Origin of the sequence: Arthrobacter pascens (genome assembly GCF_017052465.1) — a bacterium.
Lineage (GTDB): Bacteria > Actinomycetota > Actinomycetes > Actinomycetales > Micrococcaceae > Arthrobacter > Arthrobacter pascens.
This window is the reverse complement of sequence record NZ_JAFHKT010000141.1, coordinates 49835-65872: the sequence shown is the minus strand read 5'-3', so window position 1 is coordinate 65872 and position 16038 is coordinate 49835. Positions and strand designations below refer to the sequence as shown.

Here is a 16038-nt window from a genome sequence, read left to right as displayed (position 1 = left end):
CTGTGGAGGAGTTTACGCCCGGAGCGACAGCTTCAGCGGCACGGCATCACGCCGGGGAAAGGACCCTCAACCCAGCCGCTGTCGCGGCAGTGACCAGCTCTAGGTCATAGACGACCAGCACGTCGGTCTGCAGGCGGATTGCTGTCGCCAGGTGAATGGCGTCGGCGCTGCGCAGCTTGCCCGGCATGGCGGCCGCGTACATGAGATCCGAGCGGGCCACATCCACCAGGTTGATTCCGCCCAACACCGTGGTGATGAGTTCGGCCGGCAGCCCGCGGCGTTTCCCGGCGCAATGCAGCTCCGTGTACAGGAGCATCGAGGCGACCAGCCGGTCGCCCCGGTGCGCAGCTGCCGTGAGGTACTCAGCAACTGCCGAGGACTCAGTTTCCTCGACGACTAGTTTGAGCGCAGCCGAGGTGTCCAGGTAGATGATCAACGGTCACCGCGCACGTCGGACAGCATTTCTGCGGTGCCCGCGTGGGACGTGCTGCGGCGGAGCCCCTGGAAATCAACAGGACCTGAGGCGGGGCGGACATTCCCGGATAGCAAGAGCCGTTCGAAGGGTGAGGCCGAAGGGGGAATCAGGGTAGCTGCCACCTCGCCGTTGTTGGTGACGTCGATGGTTTCGCCATTCTTCACACGCTCGAGGATCTTGCTGCTCTGGTTGCGGAGCTCGCGGTGCGGGATTGTTGTCATGGCTGCCTCCGTAGCAATCGTAGCAAGGGCATCTCTGGTTTCGCTCCCCACCAGCCCCCTAACCTCGCAAGCTCGGTCAGGGAACCCTGCTGGCGAGGGCCCAGGCTCAACCAGCGAGCCGATGCAGCTGGGTCCCGTTGACGCCGTAGCTGCGACCTGCCAGTCTGGCGGCAACGCGTTGCTTCCCAAAAGGCGATGACTGTGTGGACCGGCGAAGGAGGCGGACATGGGCGAGCTCGAGGATTTCCTGACGGCCATGCTGGATCGGCAGATAGCGGCGGAAACGGCGATCCATAACGGTGACGTGGAGCCCCGGATAGCCTTGTGGTCCCAATCCGATCCCGTCACGTTATTCGGTGCCATGGGTATGTCCAATGTGGGCTGGGATGCCGTTAGCCAGACCTTCCGCTGGGTTGCCTCACGATTCTCCGACTGCACCGCCTACAGTTTTGAACTTGTTGCGGCCGGTGCCAGCGGGGATCTTGCCTACACTGTCGGGTTCGAACGCTCGGACCTGTCGGTCGACGGCGGTCCGCCCCAGTCCACGAAGCTCCGTGTCACCCACGTCTACCGCCGTGAAGAGGGGGAGTGGAAGATCGTCCACCGCCACGGAGACTACGTTCCCGCCGATGAGCCTCCTGCCGACGCTGCGGCGGAAGGCCCTACCCACTAGCTGCCCGGGGAAGTGAAGCCCGGGTCATTGGTAGCGGTGTCGAGGAGCCGGCCGAAACTGCTGATGCCGTAATCGGGTGGCGTGGCCGCGATGACGATTCGCGTCGTGGTGACCACGTCCGTTTCGGCTTGGTGCTCTGTTTGGGCTCGGTGCGGGCTCCGGAAACAGAACATCCTCTCGTAATTGGGCAATAAGGCTGTATCACGTCGTCGTTGGTGCAGGCCAAGTAGCCCCTGGACGACGACAGGTAGGAAACGCTGATCTGCGAGTAGCTGGTGGAGCGAACACAGGTAGTGAGTACTCTGGCCCGATGCCTCGCTGACTCCGTAAGCTCCGATCCACCACGTCTGGGCTCAGCAGACACGGCTTATGCGTTCCAGTATTGGCCTACCGTCTGAGGGGTAAGACTATGTCTGTTGTGAGCCGTGTTCGGTCCGCCGTTTCCAGGATGAGCGGCAGGTCGGCCCTGACGGCGCCGGTCACCGCAGTGGTGGCGGCGTCCCTGCTGCTCGGAGGATCCGTGGCATGGAGCCGGACGGACGCGCACTTGGTGGCGCACGACTCCTCGACTGCGAACGGCACACACGAGCACAACCCTGCACTACCGGCCGCCGCGATGGAGCCGGCTCCGCCTCCGTTGCCCCGGGACGGATGGACGGTTGCGGCCAGCGACGAAGAGGTTTCGGGCGGGAGCGGCCGGGCCGCCAACGTCCTTGACGGGGACCCCGTGACGTTCTGGCAGAGCAAGGGCTCGGCGCCTGCTGTACCGCTGCCGCATACTCTCACCATCGACACCAAGGTGACGCAAAACATCACCGGCTTCCGCTATCTCCCACGTGCCGACGTCGAGAACGGGCGGATCGGCAGCTTCGAGATCACGGTGAGCACGAACGGCACCACGTGGGGCGCCCCGGTGGCCCACGGCACCTGGGCGGACAGCAGTGCCGAGAAAACTGCGACGTTCGCGGCGGCGTCGGCGCGCTACGTCCGGCTGCGGGCCACCACCGAAGCCGGCAACCGCGGCTCCTGGAGCAGCGCCACGGAGATCAACCTGGTCGGCCAGGGCAGCGGCAACCTGACAACCCAGGCAGTGGCAACGGGGTCGTCGGGATCCTGGGGTCCGACCATCAACTTCCCGCTCGTCCCGGCCGCGGCGGCGCTGCTTCCCGGCAACAAGCTGCTGACCTGGTCCGCCTATTCGCCCACCACCTTCGGCGGCAGCAACGGATACACCCAGACGTCCATCCTGAACCTCACCACCGGAGCCGTGAGCCAGACCCAGGTGGCCAACACCGGCCACGACATGTTCTGCCCCGGGACCTCGATGCTGCCGGACGGGCGCATCCTGATCAGCGGCGGCAGCAACAGCTCCAAAACCACCCTCTACAACCCGGGGACGAACACCTGGACCGCGGGGCCGGCCATGAAAATCGCCCGGGGCTACCAGTCCAACGTCACCACGTCCAGCAATGAGGTGTTCACCATCGGCGGGTCATGGTCAGGCGGCATCGGCAACAAGCACGGCGAGGTATGGTCCGAGGCCGGCGGCTGGCGAACTCTGCCGAACGTGCTGGTCGACAACATCGTTACCGATGACCCTGCAGAACACCATGCCGACAATCACCCCTGGCTGTTCGCCGCCCCTGGCGGCCGCGTGTTCCACGCCGGGCCGAGCCGCCAGATGAACTGGATCTCCACCACCGGCGCCGGCAGCATCGCCTCAGCCGGGCTGCGGTCCGACAGTGCACACGCGATGAACGGTGACGCCGTGATGTACGACGTCGGCAAGATCCTCACCATGGGCGGGGCGACCGCCTACAAGAACACCCCTGCCACGGCGCGGGCGTACACCATCGACATCAACAACGGAGCCACCGCGGCCCGGACCGCGGACATGGCTTTCAGCCGCTCCTTCGCGAACGGCGTCGCGCTGCCCGACGGCCAGGTGCTCGTGGTCGGCGGCCAGGCCACCCCCGTCCAGTTCACCGACACGGGTGCCAGGATGGCTCCGGAAATCTGGAACCCGGAGACCGGGCAGTGGACGACCCTGGCCCAGATGGCCATTCCGCGGACGTACCACAGTGTGGCCGTGCTGCTCCCGGACGCCCGGGTCTTCGTCGGCGGCGGCGGGCTGTGCGACGGCGAGTGCACCACCAACCATCTCGACGGAGAGATCTTCACCCCGCCCTACCTGCTGAACGCCGACGGCAGCGCGCGTGTCCGGCCGGAGATTGTGAGCGCACCGGCCACCGCCGCGCCCGGCAGCACGATTTCCGTGACCACAGGTTCGCCGACCACCAATTTCTCGCTGATGCGGATGAGTACGGTGACCCACACCGTGAACACCGACCAGCGGCGGATCCCGCTGACCGCAACCGCCGTCTCGGGCAACACCGCGTCGCTGGCCTTGCCGGCGGATACCGGTGTGCTGGTGCCGGGCAATTACCTGCTCTTTGCCGTGGACGCCACCGGGGTGCCCAGCGTCGCCTCAACCATCAATATCGCTGCCCAGCAACCGCCTCCGCCTCCGTCCTCCGGGACGGTGACGGCGGTCAGCTCAACCACCGCAAATGCAACAACAGCCAGCACCACCGTGGCATTGACCAAGCCCGCCGGTGCCACGGCCGGCGATGTCCTGGTCGCCTCCTTTACCGCGGACAAAAACCCCACGGTGGCCGTTCCGGCGGGCTGGACCGCGATCGTCAACGGACTCTCGATCAGCAGCGGCGCACGGGTTTTCGCCTACTACCGCGTCGTCGGCTCGGCTGACCCTGCCACCTACACCTGGACGCTGAGCACCGCGGTGAAGTGGGGCGCCGGGGTCACGGCGTACCGCGGCGTCGACACCACCACCCCTCTTGACAGTGCGGTCGCCACCGCCGTCAGCACAACTTACAGAGCCACGAGCATTGCGGTCCCCAGCGTGACAACCGCGAGCAACGGCGCGATGCTGGTCGGCGGCCTCGGCTTTGACAGTTCCACACCCGGGACCACCCCGCCGACGGGCTGGACGGAGCGCTGGGAGACCGTCGCCGGCGGCCAGATCGCCGAACAGGCCGACCGGACCCAGACGACCGCCGGCGCCAGCGGTACCGCCACCTGGACTTTCAGCAGCGCCAAGGCCGTTGCCGCCTGGCGGACCGCCCTCAAGCCCGCGGGGACCGTAGTGCCACCGCCGGATCCGACGGCCCCGGTCGCTTCGTTCACCGCCACGCCCACGTCGGGCACGGTGCCGTTGCCGGTGGGCTTCACCGATACCTCCACCGGCGGCCCGACGTCGTGGGCCTGGGACTTCGGCGACGGCGACACGGCGACAACGCAGAACGCGTCCCACACCTACACTGCGGCCGGGACGTACACGGCCCGGCTGACAGCGACCAACGCGGGCGGCTCCACGTCCAGCACACGGACCATCACGGTCGATCCCGGCGGCGGCACACCACCACCCGGGATCACGCTGCGCAGCTCACGGACCGCGTCCACCGAAACCGCCACCACCACCGTCAGCCTCCCGGCGCCTGCCGGCATCACGGCCGGGGATGTGCTGGTGGCCTCGTTCACCGCGGACAAGAACCCCACCGCCGCCGTCCCGGCCGGCTGGACCGCGATCACCAACGGGCTCTCGATCAGCAGCGGCGCCCGCGTCTTCGCCTACTACCGGGTTGCCGGCTCCTCCGACCCCGCGACCTACACCTGGACACTCAGCACCGCGGTGAAGTGGGGCGGCGGCATCACGGCCTATACGGGTGTCAACACCACGACGCCGCTGGACAGCGCCGTGGCCACCGCCGTCAACACCACCTATACCGCGACCAGCATCGCCGTTCCCGGCGTGACCACGGCGAGCAACGGGGCGCTGCTGATCGGCGGCCTCGGGTTCGACAGTTCCAGCCCCGCGGCGACCGCGCCCACCGGCTGGACCGAACGCTGGGAAACCAGCGGAGGCCAGGTCGCCGAACAGGCCGACCGGACCCAGCCCGCCGCTGGCGCCACCGGCACCGCGACCTGGACCTTCAGCAGCGCCAAGGCCGTCGCCGCCTGGCGCACCGCCCTGAAGCCGGCCAGCTGACATGGCCACCACCCGTACCAGAACGTCTGTGGCGGCGCTGCTCGCGCTGGCCGTCGTCGCCGTCGTGGCCTTGCTCGGCGGCCCCGGGACGGCCGTCGCCGCGCCCACCACCGTTATCCTCAACGCGGCCGCGGACACGTATCTGTCGACGTCGTCGCCCAACAGCAACTTTGGTTCCGCTACGTCCTTGACGGTCTCGCAGAACTCGAACCGTGTGCTGGTGCGTTTCAATGTTTCACTGCCAGAGGGGAGCAGCATCACCAATGTGGTCCTGAGGGTCTACTCGAGAATTTCGAAGAACGGGAACCTGATTGTGCACCCGGCCAGCAACGACTGGGGCGAGACGACCGTGACTTCGGCAAACCAGCCTCCGTGGCAGGATATGGAGCTTTCCCGGTCAGGTGTGCTGCGCTCGGGCCAGTACATCAGTGCAACCCTGCCGGCCAGTTCTGTTCCCAGTTCCGGCAGCGTCAGTTTCGGGCTCAACACGACCCCCGGCATACAGGGCAGCCTGGCCTCCCGTGAGGCTTCCCAGCGACCTCAACTCGTTATTACCTACGATTCGCCGCCGCAGCCCACCATCCCGACTGTGCTGCCGGTAGTCGAGACCGTTGGCTTTTCGGGTTCGGGGGACACCTCGGATGACTCTGCCATTTGGATAGATCCGGAAAATCCGGCCAACAGTGTGGTGGTTGCCGACAAGAAGGTGCCGTCGGGCGGCGGTATCGGAGTGTTCGGCATGGACGGCAGTCTGATCCAGTTCCGGGGGGACGGGAACATCGGCAACGTTGACCTGAGAACGGGCTTCCCGTCGTCGGGGGCGTCCATGGTGCTGGTCGGGGCAAACAACCGGACGAACAACACTCTGGCCCTGTATTCCCTGGATACTGTGACCAGAACCCTGTCGCCGGTGGCTGCCCGCAGCATCTCGACCTTTGCGCCCAACTATGGTTTCTGCCTTTACCACAGCAAGCTCAGCGGCAAATTCTATGCATTCGTCACGCCCTTCGTGTCAGGGACCATCCAGCAATTCGAACTGTTCGACAACGGGGCCGGCCAGGTCGACGCCGCCCTTGTCAGGACGCTGCCGATCGGCAGCAGCACCGAGGGCTGTGTCGCTGATGACGACCTGGGCCACCTCTACGTTGGTGAGGAGGACGTGGCTCTCTGGAAATACGGGGCCGAACCAGACACCGGGGAGACCCGCGTCTCTGTCGACACCGCCGGCGGGGGCCGGCTCGTGGCTGACATCGAGGGGATGAGCATCGAGTACGGTCCGAACGGTACGGGGCGCCTGTTCGTCTCCAGCCAGGGCGATTCCACGATAGCCGTCTATGACCGTGCGGGCGGCAACGCCTTTCTCACGAAGTTCAGCCTCGGTGCCAACGGGACCATCGACGCGGTGACGGGCTCCGACGGCGTCGACGTCACCCCTCTGAATGCCGGGCCGCAGTTCGAGCAGGGGCTGCTCGTAGTCCACGATGACACCAACTCCGGAGGGACTTCGTCAAACCTGAAGTATGTCCCGCTCAAGGACGTGCCTGCCACGGCGCCCCCGCCCGGCGGCACTGCGCCGGTGGCGTCCTTCACTGCGTCGCCGACGTCGGGCACGGTGCCTTTGGCGGTGAACTTCACCGATACCTCCACCGGCGGCCCGACGGCGTGGGCGTGGGAGTTCGGCGACGGCGAGACGGCCACCGTGCAGAACCCGTCGCACACGTATACCGCGGCCGGGACCTATACCGCGAGGCTGACGGCGACCAACGCTGCCGGCTCGACGTCGAGCACCAGGACGATCACAGTGGACCCGCCGGGCGGCACCGCCCCCGTGGCGTCCTTCACCGCGTCGCCGACGTCGGGCACGGTGCCGTTGGCGGTGAGCTTCACCGATACCTCCACCGGCAACCCGACGTCGTGGGCGTGGGAGTTCGGCGACGGCGAGACGGCCACCGTGCAGAACCCGTCGCACACGTATGCCACCGCCGGGACGTACACCGCACGGCTGACCGCGACCAATGCTGCCGGCTCGACGTCGAGCACCAGGACGATCACGGTGGACCCGCCGGGCGGCACTGCGCCGGTGGCGTCCTTCACTGCGTCGCCGACGTCGGGCACGGTGCCTTTGGCGGTGAACTTCACCGATACCTCCACCGGCAACCCGACGTCGTGGGCGTGGGAGTTCGGCGACGGCGGCACGGCCACCGCGCAGAATCCCTCCCACACCTACACCTCGGCCGGGAGCTACACCGCGAGGCTGACGGCGACCAACGCTGCCGGCTCGACGTCCAGCACCCGGACGATCACCGTGGATCCGGGCGGTGGCACGTCACCCGGGATCGCGATGCGCAGCTTCAGGACCGCGTCCACGGAAACTGTGACTACCACCGTCGCCCTGCCCGCACCCGCCGGCCGGGCCGCCGGCGATGTCCTGGTCGCCTCGTTCACCGCGGACAAGAACCCCACCGCCGCTGTCCCCGCCGGTTGGACCGCGATCACCAACGGGCTCTCGATCGGCAGCGGCGCGCGGGCGTTCGCCTACTACCGGGTTGCCGGCGCGTCTGATCCCGCGACCTACACGTGGACGCTGAGCACCGCGGTGAAGTGGGGCGGCGGCATCACGGCCTATACGGGCGTCAACACCAGCACGCCGCTGGACAGCACCGTGGCCACCGCCGTCAACGCCACTTTTTCGGCCACCAGCATCGCCGTGCCCAGCGTGACCACAACGCGCAACGGGGCCCTGCTGATCGGCGGCTTCGGCTTCGACAGCTCCAGCCCCGCTGCCACGCCACCCGCTGGTTGGACGGAACGCTGGGAAACCAGCGGCGGCCAGGTCGCCCAACAAGCGGACCGGACCCAGCCCACTGCCGGCTCCTCGGGCACCGCCACCTGGACCTTCAGCAGCGCCAAAGCCGTCGCCGCCTGGCGTACTGCCCTCAAGCCTGCCGGCTGAGCGTGCCGGTCCTGCTTCTCATTTCGGAGCCCGGGCTGCTGACCGGCCCCTCCGGAACTTGCTGCCGGAGGGCTGGTTGCTCATGAAGTGGGGGCCACTGCCGAAGCGGCGGCTGCGCCCGTCCTCCACAGGACAACAGCGGAGGAAACGGGTACGACTGGATGGACACGCCCACCGTCGAGGTGGACTTCCAACGGTGCTCCGGACAGGCCGATGGCCCGGACGGCCTATCCCCCAAAGCGGCCGCCGTGCCGGGCAGGACTGGAAACCCTACCCGGCAGCCGCCGGCCTCCCCGGGGCAGGACCTGGAAACCCGGCCCGGGCTGGACTTTCCTAACCCAGGGTTAGCCGGCCGGCTTCAGCGCGGTCCGCCATGCTCCGACAGCTTTGGCGGAGCTGAAGGTCCAGGTGGCGGTACCGGTGGCGCCGGCGGTTGCCTGGGTCCTGTCGGCCTGTTCGGCGATCTGGCCGCCGGTGGCTTCCCACCGTTCCGTCCATCCGGTCGGCGGGGTCGCTGCCGGGTTGGAGCTGTCGAATCCAAGACCACCGATCAGCATGGCGCCGTTGCTCGCCGTGGTCACACTGCCGACGGCGATGCTCGTGGCCGTGTAGCTTGTGTTGACGGCGGTGGCCACGGCACTGTCCAGCGGTGTGGTGGTGTTGACCCCGGTGTAGGCGGTGATGCCGCCGCCCCACTTGACGGCCCTGCTCAGGGCCCAGGTGTAGGTGGCGGGGTCAGACGAACCGACGACGCGGTAGTAGGCGAAAACCCGTGCGCCCGCCGTGGACGAGCTGGCGATGCTCAGACCGTTGACGATCGCCGTCCAGCCCGCCGGGACAGCCACGGTGGGATTCTGGTCCGCGGTGAAGGACGCCACCAAGACATCGCCGGCAGTCCGGCCAGCCGGTGCGGCCAGTGCCACTGTAGTGGTGGCCGTGGATGTATTCGCTGTCGATGAACTCCGGGCAGTAATCCCCGACGCCGGCGGGGCGGGATTGACGGTGATTGTCGCGGTGGCGGACGTTGAGCCTCCGCTGTTCGTGGCGGTCAGTCTCGCGGTGTAGGTCCCGGCCGTCGCGTACGTGTGTGAAGGGTTCTGTGTGGTTGACGTAGCACCGTTGCCGAAATCCCACGCCCATGAGGTCGGCGAACCCGTGGAGGTATCTGTGAAGTTCACCGTCAGGGGAACTGTGCCGGACGTGGGCGCAGCAGTGAAGGAAGCGACCGGGGCCGCCGGACCGCCTGGTGGGTTGACCGTGATGGTTCTGGTGCTCGATGTTGACCCGGCGGCGTTGGTGGCGGTCAGCCTTGCCGTGTACGTCCCGGCCGTGGAGTAGGTGTGTGACGGGTTCTGTGTCGTGGCCGTACCACCGTCACCGAAATCCCAGGCCCACGAAGTGGGTGAACCGGTAGAGGTATCGGTGAAGTTCACCGTCAGTGGAACCGTGCCGGACGTGGGGCTCGCGGTGAAGGAGGTCGTCGGCGGGTTGCTCCCTGCCGGCGCGATGCTGAAGGCATCCGTGTAGGTTCCGTTGGTGGCCACGAACGCGGCATTCATTGACGTCGAAGTGAACTGGAGGTCCAACAGGCCGTGGCTCGGGTTGGAATTCAATCCGGAGTATGCCGCGAAGTAGGGCGCTTCCGCGTCGACGGCATTGACGTTGCGCAGCGGCCTTCCGCCGGTGCCCACAGTGGCGAAGACTGAGCCAGCACCTTTGTCTAGGGCATTGTCCGGGTCCCGCACGCAAGACGGGTTATAGGCGTTGGGCTGCAACCCCGTGCATCCGGCGGCCGTGGCGAGTTGCTTGCTCCGCTGGTAGTGGTGCTCATGGCCGTTCAGGACCAGGTCCACCTTCTTACTGAGGAGCAGGTTGGTAAGGGCGGGCCCGGCGACGCAGTCGTAGATGCCCACGGAGATGCACGGTGCGTGCATGCCCACCACCACCCATGGGACAGATGCTGCACGGGCGCCGTCGATTGCGGCTGCCGTCCAGTTGTACCGGGCACTTCCCGCGGAGTAGTCCCAAACACCGTCGGAGAACGGCATCCCGGGGGAGATGAAAACGAAGCGAACCAGCGGGTTCTCCTCCGGCACGTCAACGTAATACTGCCTGCCGTACGTCCCGATCACGCCGGGCAACTGGTTGGGCAGGCAGGCTGCGAAGTCGTTGATGTTGCCGTTGAGCCCGTTGCTTTCATGGTTTCCGGAGACCAGTTGGAATGGAAATCCAGGGCCCGTGCGCGAGGTCACGAAATCGCACCATGCCTGCTCCGCCCCTGTGGCACCGTAGGAGAGATCACCGAGAGCCAGATGCAGGTCAGGCTTGATGGCACCAACCCGGGTCAGGACCCCATCTGCCTCGGCAGTGGCCGAGTAGTCACCCGCCGCCGTGACGCGCAGCTGGCCCGGCACTGCGGGGATAGGTGCGGCCGCCGCGGTGGACAAGGCGCTGGAACCGTCTGTCCCGGGGCCGATGACCAACGATCCGCCGAGAACCAGGGCCGCGCTGGCCAAAGCCACCGTCAGGAATCTTCCGATTCTCATGGCAGACGCTCCCATACCCCGAAGTTTCGTCCTTGAGCGGCCCAGCGGCGGCACCTGGGCGCGGGCCCGCTTGAGGTCTAGACGGACCGGGACGTTGAGCTTGTCTGTCATGATGCTCCTGCCGTTCGTGCACGGTGCTGGCGTGGTTGAGGTGAAGGGCCGCCGGTAGGCCCAGATCTACCAATGAAAGAAGGGACTCTTATCAAGTTTTCTCAATCGCCATTGATTGGCGGACGAAAGACAAGGGCCCTGAGTTTCAGCCTCAGGCCCAGCCAGACTGACCGGGGAACCTTGAGAAACCCTGTGGGGACCTTGGAACCGCGGCGGCCCTTGCGGGGGATGCACGCAGCGGGAGCAGCGCGGTCTCGTTGGGCATCGTCACCAATTAGCCAGATAAGTCCGTGCCTTCGGAGTGGAAACCGCTCAGGGCTGAGTCGGCGGAAAACCTGCTGCAGCGTTGATACGCACCACACCGCTCGCTGCCTGCAGGTAGCCGTCGCCGGCACAAGTCACGCGGCGTTGTAGCGTGCCTGGATTCGTCAGAATCTGCCAAAATTGCCAAAACGATTTGTCGCCTTTCTGGATTCACGGTAGGGCTTACTGCCCCCGGTCGTCAAGAGGTGGAATGTCGGCCCAAAAAGTGACGCTTGACACTTCTTCGGAAGTGGTCTTAGTCTGAGTGCCAAGTCGTTTTAGCAAAACGGTTTTTCACTCCAGATTCAGTCTCGCCATTTCCGTTCGAGAGAAAGTGAGTCGACAGCGATGTCCACTCGAAAGACCATCAACAGGTTCGCCACCATCGGCGGCATCTGCACCGCCGTCGCCCTGGCGGCCGCCGGGTGCGGCGCAGGGGGCCCGACCAACTCGGGTAGCGCCGGCACCAGCACCGTCAACGTCCTGGTCGAAGCGGGAGGCCACGCCGAGCTGACGGGCGTCGCCGAGCAGTGCAAAAAGGACGCCGGAATCGACGTGAACTTTGTCGAACTGCCCTACGACGGCATGTTCAACCGGCTCTCCAGCGAGTTCTCCTCCGGCAACGTTTCCTTTGACGTGGCAGCCCTGGACTCCGTCTGGCTGCCCAGCTTCAAGGACGCCGTCCAGCCCATCGATGAAATCTTCACCGACGAGGCCAAGAAGGACATCTTCCCCGCCCTCGTGAAGGAAGCGAACGTGGACGGGCACTTCATCGGCCTGCCCGCCTGGACAAACGCCGAAATCATCCTCTACCGCAAAGACCTCTTCGAGGACGCCAAAAACAAGGCCGACTTCAAGGCCAAGTACGGGTACGAACTCGCCGCACCCACCACCTGGAAGCAGTACCAGGACATCTCCGAATTCTTCACCAGGGACGGCATGTACGGCACCGACGTCAAGGGCGGTGTAGAAACCGAATGGCTGGCCCACGTCCTGCAGGCCGGCTCGCCCATGGTCCTGGACGAAAACAACAAGGTGGTCATCGACAACGCCGCGCACAAGGAGGCCCTGGACTTCTACGTCAGCCTCACCAAGTCCGCGCCGTCCGGTGCCGCGCAGGTCGACTGGGCTGCCGCCCAAAACCTGTTCAACCAGGGCAAGACCGCAATGACCCGCTTCTGGGCCCACGCTTACCGGCAGATCCCCGCGGACTCACCGGTCGCCGGCAAAGTGGGAGCAGCTCCCATGATCGCCGGATCCGCCGGCATCGGCGGCGTCCCGGGACCCTGGTACCTCTCAGTCCCGAAGGCAACCAAGAACGCTGATGCAGCCAAGAAGTTCATCAAGTGTGCCTATGACAACAACAGCATGGGCATTGAATCCAGCCTCGGTCTGGCCTCGCGCATCTCAGCTTTTGAGAAGTACCAGGACAAGGAAGGCTACGAAAGCTTCGGGCCGCTGATCGAAACCCTCAACGGGAAAGCCACGGCCACCCGGCCGGCTACCGAGAAGTGGCAGCAGATCGTGGACACGGTACTGGTTCCCATGCTGCAGAAGGCCGTGGCCGGCGGGGACTCCGCCACCCTCCTCGCCGACGCTAAAAAGCAGATCGAGGACCTCCTCAAGTAAGACCCCCGTGGCCGGCACCTGACTCACCAGTGCCGGCCACGGTCCCCAACCAGCGGAAGAGAAAACCGTGCGTATCTCCGATCGCCGCTTTGCCCTGTACCTCATGACTCCGGCGGCGCTGTTCCTGGCAGTTTTTGTCGCCTTCCCGCTGTTCCGCCTCGTGGCGGACAGCTTCTTCAAGATCTCGCCGATCGCCGGCGGCCCCCGCGACTTCGTGGGTCTGGATAACTACTTCCGGGCCTTCGCCTCCGAAGCCTTCATGGGTGCCGGATGGCGGACCCTGGCCTACACCTTGGTGGTGGTCACCCTCGAATTCGCCCTCGGCCTTGGCATGGCGCTGCTGTTCACCACCCTCGGGAGAAGCTCCCAAATCTGGCGGACAGTGTTCATGTACCCACTCATGATCGCGCCGATCGTGGCAGGCCTCCTCTGGAAGTTCCTGATGATCGACAACTTCGGCCTCATCGGGACCCTCCTGCACCAGGCCGGCATCCTGTCCAACCCCAACCAGATCGGGTGGCTCTCCGACCCGGATATTGTTCTCTTTTCCGTGGCCATTCCTGACATCTGGCTGACCACATCGTTCATGTGCCTGGTGCTTTTCGCCGGGCTGCAGAACATCCCCGGGGACCTGATCGAAGCAGCACGCCTGGACGGCGCCCGCGCACCGGCGATGCTGTTCCGCATCATCCTGCCCCTCCTGCGGCCGGTCATCGCGGTGGCACTGGTGGTCCGCGGCATCGATGCGGCCCGCGCGTTCGACACCATCCTCATCCAAACCAACGGCGGCCCACAATCCGCCTCCGAAACCATGAGCCTGCTGATCTACCGGACCATGATCCGCTTCGGTGACCCCGGACTGGCCAGCGCCATGGGAACCGTCTACCTGCTGGCCATGCTCGCCGTCGCGTTCGTCGCGGTGTCCACCATCTGGCGGCCAGGAAAGGACAACTGATGCGCGTCGCTGAACGAACAACGCACGACGGCGGGACGCCACCACCGGTCGTTGCCGGCACTTCCGTGCCAACCACCACGGGGAGCAGCGGCCGCCAGCGCCGGGGCGTCAACCGTGAAGGCCTGGAAGCGGGCCGGCGGAGCACCAGAACCCTGCTGTGGGTCCTCCTCGCGGCAGCCATGGTGCTGTACGGATTCCCGTTCCTGTACCTGCTCTTCACATCCTTCAAAACCCCGATCGACACCATCGCGGTGCCGCCGACCATCCTCCCGCGGGAATGGACGCTGGAGAACTACACCAATGCACTGGGCCGCAGCGGAGTCCTTGCCTCCTTCATCAACAGCATCCAGACGGCCATCATCAGCACCGTGCTTTCGCTCGTGCTGGCGGTACCGGCGGCCTACGGCATCACCCGGTACCAAACCCTCAGCGGCAGGATCTTCATCATGGCCGCCCTGGTTACCCGCATGGTGCCGCCGGTGGCGATCGGTATTCCGCTGGCTTCGATGATGGCAGCCGTTGGCCTTTCAGATACTCCCATCGCCCTGTCCATCGCCCACACCACCATCTCGCTGCCGCTCTCGATCTGGCTGATGTCCAGCTTCTTCGAGGCGGTGCCGAAAGACCTGGAGGAAGCTGCCACAGTGGATGGCTGCAGCAGACTCGGAGCCCTGTGGCGCGTGGTGATCCCGGTGGTCTCCGGCGGCATCGCCGTCACCGCGATCTTCGCCTTCCTGGCCTCCTGGAACGAGTTCCTCTTCGCACTCCTGATGACAGCGATCCGCTCCCAGACAACGCCCGTGGTGATCGCGAACTTCCAGACCCAGTTCGGCCTGGACTGGGGATCCATGACGGCGCTGGCCGCCGTCTACTCCATCCCGGTCATCCTTCTGACCCTTCTCTTGCAGCGCAAGATCGTCGCAGGCATGACGCTCGGCGCCGTCAAGGGCTAGACCACCAACAACGAGTAGCCTACTGGTGATGCCCAAGAGCATCACCGACCATAAGGACGTGGGAGACAGATGAGCAACAAGAACATCGGTATTAAGGACGTGGCCGTCGCCGCCGGCGTCTCCGTGACAACTGTCTCCCACGTCCTCAACGATGTTTCCTACGCCCGCATCAGCCCCGAAACGAGGGACAAGGTACGGGCCATTTCGGAGCAACTGGGCTATGGCCCCAACCGCCTTGCCCAGGCCCTTCGCACCCAGAGGACCGGCATGCTGGGACTGGTCAGCGAGGAAATAGCAACAACGCCCCACGCGGGGCGGATCATTCTCGGTGCGGACGAGGCCGCGCGCGCCCGGGGCTACAACCTCATGATCATCAACACCTCGGGCTCGGCAAGCCCGGAGTCCCGGCAGGCCGACGTCGAGACCCTCCTGGAACGCCGGGTGGACGGAATCCTCTACGCCACCATGTACCACCGCAACGTGGAGCTGCCGGCCAACCTTGGCAGCGTCCCCTCCGTCCTGGTCGACTCGGTGGCCACCGGCGGAAACATCACCGCCGTGATCCCGGACGAAGAAGGCGGTGCACGCGCCGCCGTGGGCGCGCTCCTCGAAGCGGGCCACACCCGGGTGGGCTTCATCAACAACACCGATGATGTCCCCGCAACCCGTCAGCGGCTCCAGGCCTTCCGGGCCACGCTGACCGAAGCAGGGCTCGACGGCGACGCGGCACCTGTCGAGTCCGAGATCTCCGAGGTGCAAGGCGGCTATGAAGCGGCCCGGCGGATCCTGGCGGGCGAGGACCCGCCCACCGGTTTGTTCTGCTACAACGACCGGATGGCGATGGGAGCCTACCGCGCCGCTGCGGAGCTGGGACTCAGCATCCCCGCTGACCTTTCAATCGTGGGCTTCGATGACCAGGAACTGATCGCCGCCAACCTTTATCCGGGGCTCACCACCGTGGCCCTGCCTCACTACGAGATGGGTGCTTGGGCCACCGAGCACCTGATTGACGCCGTCGAGGGGAAGACCGACCTTGCCCTCATGGCGCTGCACCCGACCATTCTGAGCTGTCCGCTGGTGCGCCGCGATTCCGTCGCGGCTCCCCGGCAATAGCCAGCCAGCCCCTTCCACTTCCCAAGAGGACCGCCAG

General features: G+C 65.9%; 10 protein-coding genes. 7 read left to right on the top strand and 3 right to left on the bottom strand.

The window, feature by feature from the left end:
- Nucleotides 1-46: 46 nt before the first annotated feature.
- Both JYA52_RS12470 and JYA52_RS12465 read right to left on the bottom strand, forming a co-directional pair.
- Complete coding sequence (locus JYA52_RS12470; RefSeq protein ID WP_205653507.1) at nucleotides 47-436, bottom strand: type II toxin-antitoxin system VapC family toxin; 390 nt, start codon at nucleotides 434-436, stop codon at nucleotides 47-49.
- The gene (locus JYA52_RS12465) at nucleotides 433-696 is read right to left on the bottom strand and encodes a type II toxin-antitoxin system Phd/YefM family antitoxin (RefSeq protein ID WP_205653506.1); all 264 of its coding nucleotides are present in this window, start codon (nucleotides 694-696) and stop codon (nucleotides 433-435) included. The genes JYA52_RS12470 and JYA52_RS12465 overlap by 4 nt, the downstream gene beginning before the upstream one ends.
- A gap of 226 nt (nucleotides 697-922) precedes the next feature.
- Between JYA52_RS12465 and JYA52_RS12460 the strand changes: the two genes are divergently transcribed.
- From JYA52_RS12460 to JYA52_RS12450, 3 genes are all read left to right on the top strand, one after another.
- Nucleotides 923-1369 (top strand): YybH family protein, encoded by a 447-nt coding sequence (locus JYA52_RS12460; RefSeq protein ID WP_205653505.1) that lies wholly within the window; start codon nucleotides 923-925, stop codon nucleotides 1367-1369.
- 409 nt (nucleotides 1370-1778) lie between these two features.
- On the top strand, nucleotides 1779-5438 hold the full coding sequence (locus tag JYA52_RS12455) for a discoidin domain-containing protein (protein ID WP_205653504.1): 3660 nt from the start codon (nucleotides 1779-1781) through the stop codon (nucleotides 5436-5438).
- Nucleotide 5439: 1 nt separating this feature from the next.
- Nucleotides 5440-8391, top strand: a complete 2952-nt coding sequence (locus tag JYA52_RS12450) for a phytase (RefSeq protein WP_205653503.1) — start codon at nucleotides 5440-5442, stop codon at nucleotides 8389-8391.
- 344 nt (nucleotides 8392-8735) lie between these two features.
- Here the strand turns inward: JYA52_RS12450 and JYA52_RS12445 are convergent, their stop codons facing one another.
- A complete protein-coding gene (locus JYA52_RS12445) occupies nucleotides 8736-11048 on the bottom strand; it encodes a PKD domain-containing protein (RefSeq protein ID WP_205653502.1) in 2313 nt (770 codons plus the stop codon).
- Between the two features lie 651 nt (nucleotides 11049-11699).
- On the opposite strand from JYA52_RS12445, the gene JYA52_RS12440 reads away from it, so the two are divergent.
- The 4 genes from JYA52_RS12440 to JYA52_RS12425 all read left to right on the top strand — a co-directional run bounded on the left by JYA52_RS12440 (nucleotide 11700) and on the right by JYA52_RS12425 (nucleotide 16001).
- A complete protein-coding gene (locus JYA52_RS12440) occupies nucleotides 11700-12980 on the top strand; it encodes an ABC transporter substrate-binding protein (protein WP_205653501.1) in 1281 nt (426 codons plus the stop codon).
- 67 nt (nucleotides 12981-13047) lie between these two features.
- Nucleotides 13048-13935: a carbohydrate ABC transporter permease gene (locus tag JYA52_RS12435; RefSeq protein ID WP_205653500.1), complete on the top strand. Its 888-nt coding sequence runs from the start codon at nucleotides 13048-13050 to the stop codon at nucleotides 13933-13935.
- Nucleotides 13935-14888, top strand: coding sequence for a carbohydrate ABC transporter permease (locus tag JYA52_RS12430; protein ID WP_205653499.1), 954 nt, complete (start codon nucleotides 13935-13937; stop codon nucleotides 14886-14888). The genes JYA52_RS12435 and JYA52_RS12430 overlap by 1 nt, the downstream gene beginning before the upstream one ends.
- A gap of 69 nt (nucleotides 14889-14957) precedes the next feature.
- Nucleotides 14958-16001: a LacI family DNA-binding transcriptional regulator gene (locus JYA52_RS12425; RefSeq protein ID WP_205653498.1), complete on the top strand. Its 1044-nt coding sequence runs from the start codon at nucleotides 14958-14960 to the stop codon at nucleotides 15999-16001.
- The last annotated feature ends 37 nt before the right edge of the window (nucleotides 16002-16038 follow it).